This is a genomic window from Sphingobacterium sp. Ag1 (assembly GCF_000988325.1).
GTDB lineage: Bacteria > Bacteroidota > Bacteroidia > Sphingobacteriales > Sphingobacteriaceae > Sphingobacterium.
In genome coordinates this window covers 613,246-627,395 of the sequence record NZ_LBGU01000044.1, presented here as the reverse complement: position 1 = coordinate 627,395, position 14,150 = coordinate 613,246, and the positions used below count along the sequence as shown (strand labels likewise).

Annotated in this window: 11 protein-coding genes; 7 read left to right on the top strand and 4 right to left on the bottom strand. The window is 45.0% G+C overall.

Annotated features, from left to right (window positions below):
- Positions 1–256 precede the first annotated feature (256 nt).
- From AAW12_RS23405 to AAW12_RS23385, 5 genes are all read left to right on the top strand, one after another.
- Positions 257–865 (top strand): RNA polymerase sigma factor, encoded by a 609-nt coding sequence (locus AAW12_RS23405; RefSeq protein WP_046676051.1) that lies wholly within the window; start codon positions 257–259, stop codon positions 863–865.
- A gap of 74 nt (positions 866–939) precedes the next feature.
- Positions 940–2,106 (top strand): FecR family protein, encoded by a 1,167-nt coding sequence (locus AAW12_RS23400; RefSeq protein WP_053003958.1) that lies wholly within the window; start codon positions 940–942, stop codon positions 2,104–2,106.
- Positions 2,107–2,272: 166 nt separating this feature from the next.
- Positions 2,273–5,728: a carboxypeptidase regulatory-like domain-containing protein gene (locus AAW12_RS23395; RefSeq protein WP_316933111.1), complete on the top strand. Its 3,456-nt coding sequence runs from the start codon at positions 2,273–2,275 to the stop codon at positions 5,726–5,728.
- A gap of 10 nt (positions 5,729–5,738) precedes the next feature.
- On the top strand, positions 5,739–6,542 hold the full coding sequence (locus AAW12_RS23390) for a hypothetical protein (protein WP_046676050.1): 804 nt from the start codon (positions 5,739–5,741) through the stop codon (positions 6,540–6,542).
- Between the two features lie 3 nt (positions 6,543–6,545).
- Entirely contained in the window at positions 6,546–7,340 is a 795-nt protein-coding gene (locus AAW12_RS23385; protein WP_046676049.1) for a hypothetical protein, read from the top strand.
- Positions 7,341–7,450: 110 nt separating this feature from the next.
- On the opposite strand, the gene AAW12_RS23380 is transcribed toward AAW12_RS23385, so the two are convergent.
- The 3 genes from AAW12_RS23380 to AAW12_RS23370 all read right to left on the bottom strand — a co-directional run bounded on the left by AAW12_RS23380 (position 7,451) and on the right by AAW12_RS23370 (position 10,670).
- Complete coding sequence (locus AAW12_RS23380; protein ID WP_053003957.1) at positions 7,451–8,308, bottom strand: helix-turn-helix domain-containing protein; 858 nt, start codon at positions 8,306–8,308, stop codon at positions 7,451–7,453.
- A gap of 618 nt (positions 8,309–8,926) precedes the next feature.
- A complete protein-coding gene (locus tag AAW12_RS23375) occupies positions 8,927–9,775 on the bottom strand; it encodes an AraC family transcriptional regulator (RefSeq protein WP_053003956.1) in 849 nt (282 codons plus the stop codon).
- A 307-nt stretch (positions 9,776–10,082) separates the two neighbouring features.
- On the bottom strand, positions 10,083–10,670 hold the full coding sequence (locus AAW12_RS23370; RefSeq protein ID WP_046676048.1) for a Crp/Fnr family transcriptional regulator: 588 nt from the start codon (positions 10,668–10,670) through the stop codon (positions 10,083–10,085).
- An 836-nt stretch (positions 10,671–11,506) separates the two neighbouring features.
- Here AAW12_RS23370 and AAW12_RS23365 point away from each other — a divergent pair.
- Both AAW12_RS23365 and AAW12_RS25870 read left to right on the top strand, forming a co-directional pair.
- Entirely contained in the window at positions 11,507–11,680 is a 174-nt protein-coding gene (locus AAW12_RS23365) for a hypothetical protein (RefSeq protein WP_197084152.1), read from the top strand.
- A 23-nt stretch (positions 11,681–11,703) separates the two neighbouring features.
- Positions 11,704–13,479, top strand: a complete 1,776-nt coding sequence (locus AAW12_RS25870) for a hypothetical protein (RefSeq protein ID WP_053003955.1) — start codon at positions 11,704–11,706, stop codon at positions 13,477–13,479.
- Between the two features lie 197 nt (positions 13,480–13,676).
- Here AAW12_RS25870 and AAW12_RS23355 read toward each other — a convergent pair whose 3' ends face one another.
- Positions 13,677–14,141 (bottom strand): DinB family protein, encoded by a 465-nt coding sequence (locus tag AAW12_RS23355; protein WP_046676046.1) that lies wholly within the window; start codon positions 14,139–14,141, stop codon positions 13,677–13,679.
- Between the last annotated feature and the right edge of the window lie 9 nt (positions 14,142–14,150).

Here is a 14,150-nt window from a genome sequence, read left to right as displayed (position 1 = left end):
TAGCCAGATACCGGGGTAATTATAGCTGAATAATCAGGTAATCAAGTCTAAACACCCCGGGTTAGCAAGCCCGGCGGTATTCACCATCAAATAAGCCGCTTTCCACAGAAGGAAAACGGCTTATTTGATGGACCGAGCGCTTATTTGTCGGCGCCCCCAACACAGCAGCAGACCAAACGAATATTAATAATTTATTAATATTCGTAAAACGCTCAGGTTTAATTGCCTATTTACATTTGGTCTTTGCTTAACTAGAATGGCTAATTGTGAATTGAAAACGCTTTCGGATCAGGAACTGGTGGAATTGGTCCAACTAAAAGACCATAAAGCCGCATTTTCCGAACTTTATAACCGCTATTGGGAACCTTTGATCAATCATGCCGGTAAACGGACAGGCTCCTTGGCCATGGCCGAAGAGATCGTGCAAGCTATTTTTGTCGATTTTTATCTGCGGCGGAAGGAGATCACACTCAGCCACTCCCTTTCGGCCTATTTAAAAACGGCGATTAAATTTCAGGTCTTTAAAACCTATCGGGCGCAGCAGGTGCAGGATAAATATATCCAATCCGCCGCCCAGCTCGGCTATACCGCTCCGATTCAGCCCGACACGCTGCTCGAAACCAAGCAAATCCATGCAGAGATTATTCAGATCACCGAAAAAATGCCCGCCACCTGCAAAGAGGTCTTTCTATTGAGCCGCTTCGAAAAACGTTCCAATCAGGATATCGCCGACCAGCTCAACATTTCGGTGGCCATGGTGCGCAAGCACATCACAAAATCCATGAAGATCATGCGCACGGAAATCAAAGCACATCAAATGGATATTTTCTACCTGGTTCTGCTGCTCTACACGCACAAAAAATAGGCAAAGTATTTTTTTTCAGATTTCCGTTCCCGCTTTTGCAGACTTCGGGTACTCCTTAGTATAAAGCACAGGAAATGGACGATCAACATCAACAGATACGTGATATACTCGCTAAATACGAAGCCGGCACAATAACGGAGGATGAGCTCCAGGTTCTTGAAAATTGGTACGCTTCCTTTGAAGCCAATCCAGATCTCATCGACAGGTTAAGCGCCGAAGAGCGTGTATTCCGGAAAAGCCAATTGCAGGAAAAAATCTTCGATCAGATCGACGCGGAGACATCCGCATCGACCGCCCTTCCAAAGAAGCGATCCTTCCTTCATCCGGGAAATAGGCTATGGCAAGCAGCAGCATCCCTCATCTTCCTTTGCACGGTGTCGTTTTACATCTTCAAACAGCAGACAGACCAGTCACCTACCGCTATTGAAAGGCAAAGCAGCAGCATTTATCCCGCAACGGATAAAGCCATCTTAACCCTCGGCAATGGTGAAAAAATCCTGCTGGACGAGTCCAAAAATGGCGAGCTCAGCAGCGAAGGAAATATCCATATCAACAAACTGAAACCCGGTAATCTGGTGTATACGGCCGGCAAGAACGTCGATAAGGTACATGTCAATACGCTTACTACCCCACGGGGTGGCCGCTACCAATTGACATTAGCCGACGGTACGCAAGTTTGGCTCAATGCACAATCATCGATCAGCTATCCTTCAGCCTTCCGGGGTTCTTCGCGCGAGGTGAGCATCAGCGGTGAGGTGTATTTTGAAGTGGCACACAATGCGGCTATGCCTTTCCGGGTACGCTCCGAAAATCAAGTGATCGAAGTACTGGGAACCCATTTTAATGTTAATACCTACACATCCAAATCCAGAACCAAAACAACCCTCCTGAGCGGCTCCATCGCCTTGACCAATGCGCATCAGCGCGTTGTCCTCAAGCCTGGAGAACAGGGTATTGTTGCGGGAGAATCCATGTCCATTAAAAATGTGGACCCCGCGGAAGTGATCGCCTGGAAAGAGGGCTACTTTGACTTTACAGATGCCGATATCGGCAGCGTCATCGACGAACTGGGCCGCTGGTACAATGTAGATATCCAGTATCAGGGTACCCCAATAAGTGAAACCTTTACCGGAAGAATCCCGCGGTCCTGGTCTTTTGAAAAAGTACTGAATCTATTAAAAACATTTAAAAGCATCCAGGTCGAGATGCAAGGAAGGAGGCTTATCGTAGAAACAAAATAAGACAAGCACTGACATCGGTGACTGCCCTAGGACAGCGCCTGATAGAATATTATACCGCATGCCCAATTCCAAAAAAAGCCAATAGTGGTCGCAACACTACTGGCCAAAAAGCCGGAATAGGCCAATGAATTTCTCGATCCAATGAACACATATTTCAGCTTAACAAATGTATAAAAAAAATACAAAAATACTATTGAAAATGAAGCTAAGCACCTTCATGACACTCTTTGGCATGCTACAGATCAGCTTCGGAGCAATAGGACAAAACATCAGTCTCTCCGAGAAGAACAGCTCCCTGGCCAAAGTCTTCAAGAAAATAAGTACACAGACGGGGTATGGATTTCTGATCGAAGGCAGCCTGCTGCGCATCGCCAGACCCGTTACCATAGAAACCAGCAATACCGACATCAATCTTGTATTGGCCCAAATTTTCAAAAACCAGCCGCTCAGCTTTGTGATGAAGGATCAGTCGGTGATCGTTTCGGCAAAAAGCATGGCCGCTATCCCCCTTCCGCGATCCGCCAGCATCGGCAACAGCACCACCCAACAGCAAGGATATATCAGCGGACGAATCATCAATGAAAATGGGGAAGTCCTCGCCGATGCAAGCATTACGCTGCTCCGAAGCGGCCAATCCTTAAAAAGTAAAGCCGATGGCAGCTACAGCTTGAACCTCGCCCCCGGCACCTATACCATCGAAGTCAGCTACATTTCGCATCAGACAAAAAGAATCACCGACATCGTGGTGCAGTCCGGCAAACAGACCAATCTCAACATCGTTTTGAAGAGCGTGGTGAAAAGCCTGGAGCAGGTGGTCGTGACAGGAAGTTATAAACAGGAAAGTGTGGCTTCCTTATATGCCAAACAGAAGAATGAAGCCACCATCTCCAACGGGATCAGTCGCGAGCAAATTGCCGTTTTACCGGATAAAAACGTTGGTGAGACCCTCAAACGCATCTCCGGCGTCAGTACAAACGACAACCGTCGGGTGGTGATCCGCGGTATTGCCGAGCGTTACAACCTGGCCATGATGGATGGCGCCACCCTCCCCAGTACAGACGTGCAGGTGCGGGACTTCGAATTTGATATTGTCCCCAGCAACCTGATCGACAATGTCATTATTCACAAAACTTCGTCCCCCGACCTGAGCTTTGGTTTTGGCGGTGGACTGGTACAGATCAACACCCTGGCCATTCCGGTCAAAAACTTCACTTCCTTTTCGGTGGGGAGTAAATATATCAATGGATCCACGGGCAAAGATTTCCTGGGCTATGGCCGCGGCAGCTTAGATTACCTGGCCTTTGACGATGGTACAAGGGGCAATTTCCCGCGCGATCTGACCGTTTTCGACGGGATCAATTACGACCCTGCCAATCCCTATAAACCCGTGCCTGAAGGCGTGAAACCTTTTACACCGGAAATGATCGCTGCACAGAACGAGCGTATCGGCGGACTGGAGCGTTTGGGTACCCGAAAATATACGGCGCTACCCGGGCAAAACTACCAGTTCAGCCTGGGACGGAGTTATAGTGGTACAAAGGGCGTCTTTGGATTTGTCGGCTCGCTCAGTTACCGAAATGAGCAATCTATTGATCATATCTCCAATTTTGAGCGCGGCAACTGGCAAAAAGTAGAGGGGACAACTTTCGATGTCAGCACGGGCAAAGAAATCCATCCAACGACCTCAACACAGTATAACTTTAATTCAAGCTTAGGCGCTTTGGTCAACCTGGGCTGGAACAGCAAAAATCACAAGATAACCTCGCGGAATTTCTATTCCCGGATGTTCAACAATCAGTTTTCCGTAATCGAAGGCTGGGGAAATGATATTGGTTACGATTCGAGGCCAGCTATCCGCGAATATGACCGTCCCAAATTTATCGATATGCTGCAGAATAAGCTGGATGGCGAACATCGGTTCGGCAATTTCAAACTCGAGTGGAATATTGCCCGCAATCAGCTGAACAACCGCGAGAAAGATGCCACCGAAGCCTGGCTCGCTCCGATCGGTTTCTTAAATGATACCCTTTATAATGTGATCCCTTCGCACTACGCCAATGCTGGCGACGGAACATTTACACGCTCCGAGTACCATTATAAGGAGACCAACAAAATTGCGGAAGGTGCATTGAGCTACCGGACAAATTGGCTCGGTCAAAAGCAGACGCTCAAAGCCGGATACCAATATATGGATCGGCATGGCTTGTTCGAATGGGTTTCGCTGCCTATCGTCTCTGTCGGTGCCAATACCTTTACGCCTGTCAACACCTGGTCGAAATACCTGGAGTTCACAGATCCCTTACATGGCATGTTTTACTACCCGGCAGCATTCTCCGTCAGTGCCTATGAAGGAAAAAATATAAACCAGGCCGTCTATGGTCTACTCGACAACCGCTTCAACTCGTGGATCCGACTGGTCTGGGGTGTACGTGCCGAATACTTCAAGTATAAAAGCCTGCAAAATGGCGATAATGACCTGCAGATGGATGCCAGAACCATTGCGATGCGCAAGCAACGCTTTGTCGATCCCAAAACGGGCAAACTGGTGGGCATGACGGCCGATCCCGAAACCGAAGAGAAAACCTGGCGCTACCTGCCATCGGTGAGCCTAACATTGACGCCCATACCCGATTTCAACATCCGCATGGCCTACTCACAGTCCGTGGTTCGGCCGGCATTGATTGAAAACTCCAAGATGGTACGGCAGGACCCCGCATTGGGCGGTGCTTACCGTCGGAATGAAGGTGTGCTGTCGACCTTAATTGACCATTATGATATGCGTTTTGAATGGTATCCTTCCATTGCCGAAGTTATTTCCATCGGCTTTTTCTATAAATATTTTCAGAACCCCATCGAATTGTACCGGCAGATGATGGATTCGTCGCACCGCATCTATGTGACCACCAATAACTCGGAATGGGCCAAAGTAAAGGGACTGGAGTTTGATATCCGCAAAAACCTGGGCTTTATGGCGCCCGGTTCCCTACTGGAGGATTTCAATGTCAGCGGAAACATTACGCTTCAAAGTTCTGAAGTGCAGTCGGCCGAATTTAGGGCAAAAAGTATCGGCACCGATAAATACGGAAATACCTTTGAATACCGTGAAAAGCAATTCCTGAAAAGCAAGCGCCCACTTTATGGACAGATCCCCGTTGTCTATAACGCGGCCATCCAATACGCCGGGGACCGCTTAGGAGCCAACGTAGCCTTCAACCATATGGGTTATAAAACTTTTATGACAGCCATGAGCGAAGATCTGGTTGAATACGAGCGCCCGCGCAACCAACTCGACGCACAGTTAAGCTACAAATTGCTGAAAAACAAAAACCTCGATCTTAAACTGAACCTGAGCAATCTGTTGAACAGTCCGTTTCGCTTCTATGTGAACAGACCCGAGACGTTCAAAGTTCAGGATCGCTGGAAAGGGCTGTCAAACTCCGAATGGCCCACACAGGAATGGGACGAGATCTACGAATGGAAGTTTGGTTTTTCCCAGAAATATGAGGAAGGTTACTACGAGACCTCCGAAGACGGAACAAAAAAGATGCGCATAGGCGACAAAGAAACTTTTAACCGGAAAGTGGGGAGTTCCTTTAGCCTTTCCATCGGATATACCTTTTAAATCAACCGATATGAAAACAAAAATAATCTTAATAGCCACAGCGATCTCGTTTTTTCTGCTATCCACCTTCCTTTCATGCGATAAAGGTGGCGACCAACTGCTGTATCATTCCAATGTGCATATGATCAATTTAAGTGGTTACAACAACAGCAACGAGGAACTTATCCTGCAATTGGACACCTTTAGCGCTACGGTAACACCAGCCTTTAGCCGCATCGCTTTTGCTGCGAATTATAATTTCAATGACCCGGCCAAGCAGCGTTTAAAATTTACCATGAAGTCCAAAGCGACCGATAAAATTCTGCTGGAACGGGAAATCAAAGCCAACGATACGGCGGCTATAACAGACCTCAATATTATTTACATGGACGGTAAAGTAGCCGATTTCCCAAAAGTGCCGGCACCTGTGGAGGGTAAAGTACAGTTGATCTATATGCTCCAGTCCAACATCTTAAATTACCGGGAGCCCGTGGACATTGTATTTGGAAAATACTATTTCACGCCCAAAGTGTTTGAAGAGGTCATACGGATCAAAAATCTAACACCCAATACGTTCTCCCAACCCCTCGTTTTTGATCCCTTCCCCTTAGGCATCCAGGACTACAAGGGAGAAAAGACCTCGGTACTCTTTCGGGCCTATATTTATAAAGCAGGCACCGACATCCCCTATACCGAAGGATCGTCTTTTGAATTCAGCCAGCTTAGCTCGGGTGCACCTGTCCCTTCACCCACAAAAGCCATTTCCAAGTTGTTTATCATCAATGAAGCACCCATCAACACCATGATGCGGTTTAATAAGGTTTTAGAATTATAAAGTATGAAAAATTTGTCAACAAAGTTGTATTCCCTGGTCACTGCGCTCCTGCTGATCGGCATTCCCTTCCTGTTCAGTGCCTGCAACAAGGACGCTGCGGAGGTGGAACGCGCGATGCATATTCTGATCAATGGCTATAATGGCAGTGACCATCCTTTGCAGATCGCCATTGATACCACTGTATTTGATCATAAAGATGGCGCTTTTATCATCCAGCCGCAGCACAATATCCATTTTGCAACGGCTTACAGCTACAAAATACCAAAAAAAAGACTAGTTACCTTAACCGATACGGAGACCAAGGAAGTGGTTTACAGTGCCGAATTGCCTGAAAACACGATCAAAGTCAATTTCAACTACGTCTATTTTGATGGCAAGGCGCAGGAAGTGACCCCACCTGCTGCAGACCCCAATGTCAATAAACTGGGCTTTTATATTTATGATAAAAACATTGATTTCCCGATTGATATTTCATTGCAGAAGGTCAATGCAACGACGGGCGATATCCGTAAGGAGTACATCGCAAAAAATGTGCTTCCCGGAAGGTGGTTTTATGTGGACTATCTACCATCGAAGGATTTTGAGAAAGGCGTTGATCTGTCGAATGCCACGGTCAATTTTACCAAAGCCAATACCGATGATGAGTGGGCTTTTGACGGCGATGAAGCAAAAAGCAAACTGCCTGCAGTCGGGTTCTTTCTGCCAAAATTAAACGACAAGGGCAAAGTTCAACCCTATTTTATTGCGCCAAAAGCACCGAATCAAACATTCAGCCGGCTTTTCTTTTACCTGGATTAGGACGGTCAAAAAAGGAAGCAGGGCTGTCCTGCTTCCTTCATTATACCCGATATTGGCCGAAAGCCTTTACAATCCAACTATCCCGATAATTAACCCGGTCAATGCGATTGCTAGTCCACTCTTCTTTGGTCAATTATAAATTGTCTGGGCGAAATACCCGCATGTCTTTTAAAGTAATTTGAAAAACCAGCGATATCATTAAATTTCAGTTCTAGAGCAATTTCCTTGATGGATTTTTTAGAAATGATAAGCTCATGTTTGGCTTCGTTCAGGACTTCTTTGGCAATAAAAGAATTCGCCGTCATATTGAGATGCTTTTTGCAGAGTATATTTAAGTAGTTTGCCGAGATTCCCAATTTTTCTGCATAGAAACTAACCTTTCTGTTCTCTCTGCAATATTCAATAATCAATATCGAAAATCGGGTAAATAGCGCCTCTGGCTTCCCATAGCTTCCACGATCGATTCTGCCCAGCATCTCCCGATTGACCATCAGGCTAATTACGCGGAATTTAGAGAATATGATTTCCGAAAGCCAATGTTCATTTCTTAGCTCTCTTTTAATGCCATTGAACTCACTGAGAATCGCGTCAAAATTCTCGGTGCAAAGGCTCAGCGTGGGATTTTTCATATAATATTCCACGGGATAGACCAGGTAATCCTCCATGATGCTGAAAGTCGCCCCCGCAACAAAAATGAGGTGCAGCTTCACGTTGCCCTCAATACGCCAGGTATGAACCTGACCAGGAAAAATCAAATGGATCTGACGGTCATAAATCGGGTATTCCACAAAATCGATGGTATGCGTACCACTCCCATGTTCGAACAGCATAAATGAAAAGAAATCCAGCCCTCTAGGTATAGCCTGATAAAGAGGCTGGTCAATTTCATAACAGATAATATCACCGGGAAGTCCCTGCTTTTGTTGAAAATCCTTAAATAATTCCGTCTTGTATTTTTTCTTTTTCATTGCATACTATAGCTAAAAATCCATTCAGTCAACATAGCAGCTTCCATTTGACACGCAACGCTTTTATATGTTGATATAAAATTGGATAGGGTAAAAATAAAAGTAAATTCCAGTTTTTCTCAATAGCAGGAATGTTACATAAGGGCCAATTTAAGCCCCTGCCGATCCGATGGTATTCGTTAAAACCTGCGGTAACTGCTTTAAAAGACTCCCATTAAAAAAAGGCATAACTACTGTAACAAACACGACAAACACCTTATTTCTTACGAGTTAAGCATAACTAACTGAACGAGAAAGCTGACTTTGCAGCGACAGCGCCGTTCAATCACAAGCCCTTATTCGGCTCTATAACGAAACGAAGAAGTAAATTTCAGCGATTGATTTAGTTATAATTATATAAAGCGATTGGATAATCTAATAAAACAATTTATTATGTTGAACCAGGAATTTATCATTCCGAAACAGGAACTTTGTATTAAGGTCCGCTGGAAATCGCCCCGATTTGCCCAGCTGTTTTTCATAAGCAGAAGAGCGCTCATTTCTCTGAGCGCTCTTAAAAAAAAGCATAAAAATGGCCACATAGAAATCTTTGTGGCCCCCGATAGGTAAATTGTGAAGCTATAGCAAGTACATGTCCCGAAAACTTTTGGGCGTTTGTGCTGTCCGAAGTTTAAAATATCTTGAAAAATAAGACACATCGGAAAAATTGAGCTCAAAAGCCGTTTCTTTAATAGAAACCCCGGCTATCAACAATCTTTGCGCTTCCAATAAAACCCTGTCGTCGACAAGCTCAGTTGCTTTACAATAAAAATCTTTTTTACACAGTACATTCAGGTAATTGGGGGTCACCTTCAATTTCTCTGCGTAGAAAGCAACCATTCGATGACTCGTATAATATTTATCTATAAGTGCCAAGAATTCAAATAGTAGCGGGTGACCTTTGTATACGGTCTTATCCTCCACCAATTGAGCAGCCATCTGACTCACATAATAGCCTATGACAAATAACCGGGCAACAACGAGCTTCCTAAACATTTCCTTGTTTTCAATATCTCGACGGATACCTAAAAATTCGTTCGACAGACTTAAAAACTCCTCCTCATTCAGATCAAATACCGGGCTTTTGCGATAAACCGCCATTCCAAAACGGAATGACCCAGCAAATATTTTAAATATTTCTGTAGCGATCAGGAACTGATATACCACAGCATCCTTGCTGATTTCAAGCAGATGCAGCTGGGCGGGAAGGACGAGATGCAACTGCCACGGTCTTATCAGATGATCGATAAAATCAATTGTATGGATTCCTGTGCCACTTTCAACCAGCAAGAGCAGAAAAAAATCATGCCGGCATATTTCTGTTGTGTCCGACTTGCCGATCAGCGGATAGTACAACACCTCGTTATTTGAATCCAGCTTATTTTGGTATTCTTCAAAGTTACGCTCCAAACATCTTGTTCTATTCATTTGTAAACATTTTCACTATCGAATGGACGACCGAAAAATACTTTTTAGCAACGTGTAAGCATTTTGCATCAACCCGTACAGCCATGACGACGCGACCACCAATCTCGCATGGACACAACGGCAATACGCCGCAATTTACAATCCCTGTCAGTAAATTTCGAAAAAGTAATAATTACAGCAACTTCTCCAATAAATCCCGCAACTTTCGGTAAAAACAGCGGCCAGCTTCACCTTCCAAAGCGAAGCTTATCCAAAAATGCGGGTTTTTCTACCGACTGTCCTGTACCAGCTATAAAAAGACCAGATGTTATTCTTTTTTATGCTTAAACGATAAATGCACCAGTCGGCTGAAAAACTCAGGTGTAACACCGATGTAAGATGCGATCATCCGCTTGGGCAATATGTGGCATAAATCGGGAAATCTGTTTAGAAAGCAAAGATACCGTTCAAATGCCGGCAGCGTTTGCCTTTCAACAATCCGGCGCTGCGATGCTGCGATGGATCTTTCATATAATATTCGAAAACAACGTTCCAGCTTTGGAACGGCATGGTAAAGTGCTTCAAAGTCTGTATGGGAAATTACCAGGATCTCACTTTCAAATATCGCATCGATGTAAAGAATGCTCGGGTGCTTCAGCTTCAAGCTGGTTAGATCACCTATCCAAAAGTTGTTTGGTGCAAATTGCAGCACGTGTTCAAATCCCTTATGATCCAAAGCATAACTGCGCAGGCAGCCTTTCACCACAAAAATGATCGATTTTTGAACTTCTCCAACCTGTAGGAGCATTTCCCTCCGTTTCACTTTCTTCAGCGAGACCACTGCTGCTATCTTTCTCTTTTCTTCAGGTTCCAGTTCCACGTACTTGACGATATTTTCAATAAGCAAATTAATCATTGGTAAGTCGTTAATCCTTATTCCTGTGACAGATTATATCCGTTTAAATTGCACTATTGTCACCACCCGCAGATGGAATATACAAATAAACAGATTATTCGCATTCTATGGGTTTTCCAATTTATTCAATCACTTTACAAAATCATAATTTCTGTGTGTTTGTTGCTAACGGAAACTTCTACTGCCCCAATGAAGGGAATTCCAATTTCTTGTTATTAATTGCATTTCTTAACCTGCATTAAGTCTCGTCGCCCGTCAGATCCCTACCTTTAGGTTAGAATTATTAAACGAAAAAAACGCCCACTGGAGAATACAACAATCATCAAATAAAAGCATTATGAGTTCAAAGCCTACCCGTCACCAAGTGAAAGACCACTTGCTTACCCCCCCAAAAATCGGCGCTGATCATCAGGGGTTATCAGCCGCTAAAGGTCAATTCAATCGTTTCCATGGACAGGCAGTTATTGGCCAATCATCGTGTCGGTGTTGCAAGCGCGGCATCAGCTCTTATCAGATTCTTCGGCTTTCTTTTTTCCAAGTGCATTTGGTGCGAACAGGTTACAAAAAGTATATACCCGACTGCACACAGCATTGTCAATTGATGCGGAAATAGATAAATTGTACCAAACTTCTTCATTTTTGTGCATAAATAAGTCCAGGTTATCTTTCGACATTTGTGGCTGTAAAAAATAGGCACATCTTCACGGTACAACGAATTGAATAGCAAACATTTGCACAGAATAATCCGATCCAATTCACTTTAGCATCCTACAGATCAGACCAAGTAAGTAAAGCCACAATGAAATACGATGGAAAATAAAAAAAACTCAAAAAAGGTGTACATCACCCCCATGCTCGATGTGACAATTATTGAAATGGAAGAAGGCATCGCTGCCGGTTCTGGAGCCACCATGCGCCCCGGAGACCCTATTACACCAGATTCTCCAGGTGCAAATGATTGGTCCAATAAGGGCGATATCGGTGGTGGTTCAAACGACTTTGATTTTTAAGGTATCCAATGACACGATTTAACATGAAACAACTCAGACAACACATTCGCCCTTTCCTTTTTTGGGCCGTATTCGGTACGATATTCATCGCGATGAACTCCTGTAAATCAAACCAGGAAGATTTAGCACCCGAACAAACACATGGCGATGTCTTAAAGGTAAGCGTTAAGGGTAGTAGCCCGAGAACAACATCGGAAGTCAATAGCCTGACGGCAAAGGCCGCCCTTGCAAACCATGTGGCTGATCGGCCGTTGGATGAAACGTTCATTGAAGCCAATGGCTTTGATGCCCTAGTCTCCTCAAAAGGCCCGTTTGTAAAACAAAACCTGCTGGCGTCTGCAAAAAAAGCAGCCACAAACACGACGGCTTCCGCTTTGCCGGATACAACCAGCTATCGGTTATTGATCTTCAGCCAGGACGGCACAAACCTGCTGCACAATGTCGTTGCCACAGTGGGTAAAAACCCCGAAATTCCTGTCGAAATAGGCATGCACTATAAGTGGGTAGCGTTTTCGATCAACGCAAGCACAGTACCCGACCTGAACAAGGGAAAAATTGCAGCTGCGGATATAGCCAACAAAGATGTGCTGTATGCATCGGGCACACTGGATACCCAAGCTGGGGAAAATCTACTGGAAATCGTATTTGACCATAAAACAGTCCGTTTTGATGTCAATATCGATACCAGGGGAATATTTGGCGGCATTCAGTCCTTTGAATCACTTCTGATCGGCACCGGCACGGGAGCACAGTTCAAGAGCCTGGTCAACGCAGCAGATTTCGATCTGCTGACGGGCCAATTCGGCACCCTGAAAACCGTTGATGCCCCATATACTGCGGCCAATATTGCAGATAAGGACCCTGCGGTGACCGGTGATCTGGTAAAGACGGTTTCTATTTACACCATCCTCCCAACCGGTACACAGATCGTCGCCAAGAATTTAACGATACAGCCGATCTTTTCGATCAAGCTGGACCATGAGATTTTATATCCCCCAGCAACGACAACATTATCTACCCGGAAATATGGCACTACGTCAACCTATTTGCCCTTAAACAACCCATCGTTCAACCCTGGAGCAGGCGATCAATATGAGCTGAGCACCCGATTGATCGAATCGGCAATTAAAGTCAATGGCATCTCCTGGGCGAGAAGTGATCTATGGTACGATGGTAGTTCCGGTCAGATCGACAAATACCGTTTCAAAGCCGACGCTGGAATCCCGCCCTATGATGGCAATTCTCAATCAGAATATTGGAATTGGAAAGCGACGACACCAGCAGGTATCGCGGGCAGTGGAGACCCCTGTGCGCTGGTATATCCCGCAAATACCTGGCGTATGCCTACCCAAAGTGAGCTGACAAGCGTGGTCAATACAAGCAGCTACGAATATTACGGTCTACCCAACCAGGGTGGCTCCATACGTACCGCAGATACTTACCAGTGGTATGCTGTTGTGAACCAGAGCATCAATGTTGACAGTGGTTCTCCGAAAGGTCAGGGCGATTTTTCGGGATATAGTGATAAGCTGATCTTCACCTTCAATGGTTACCGCCTGGACGGCACGATCAATGCCACAAGAAAAAGCATAGACTCACACATCAACCGACCGTTTACACAACAGGTATCGATGGGTTACTGGTCAAGTACAGGAAGCCGCAGCAATGCGGTCTGCATGGTAGATGATGCAACGGTAGATTACCAAAAGCCTTTTTATTATTCCATACGCTATCAGACAAAAGCATTGCGGGCTTATGGTGGCAATTATGGATTTAATGTCCGCTGTGTAAGAAAATAACAGCAGTACGAAGCCCAGCACGAATAAGTTGCTGGGCTTAATCCATCTTCCGCCAAAGATTGAGACAATAGTCACATGCCCGCCGACACGGCAGATTTTCCTTGCTCCGGCACCAATATCCAGGACTTTGTCCCTTGGTGATTCATTGTCACTGGAACTTCAACATGAGGGGTAAAAATAAGTCCTTATCGTAAGCATTAATCCAACGCAATAAACTTTCTAATGCTCATCATATACCCCAAATGCAGTCCTTCATGAAAATTATTCCATTCGAAGGCATCGTATATGGAGGTTAAGTGAAAGCCTGTTCCGGTTGTGCGTTCCTGATAACGAACAAACTCCTTATTATTAAAATCACGGATGGTCGGTTCAATCTGCTCGAACAGCAATCTTTTAAGCAGATCTGCTTCCTGTTGTGATACAAGCGCTGTCGGCCGTGTTCCGGATTGGTAGTTTATAAACACCTCCTCGGGGATATGTCCCTCTACCCCCGATCCGATGTAAATCAATTTATGCTGTGTAGCAATGATATGCCCGATATTCCAGATCAGGTTATTGCTGAAGCCCTCGGGGATGCGATTGAGCTGTTCCAAAGAATAATTTTCGAAGAACTTGAGGTAAGCCATACGGCTTGTTTGCCAGGCGCGAAAGAGTGAATCCATAAGATTTAA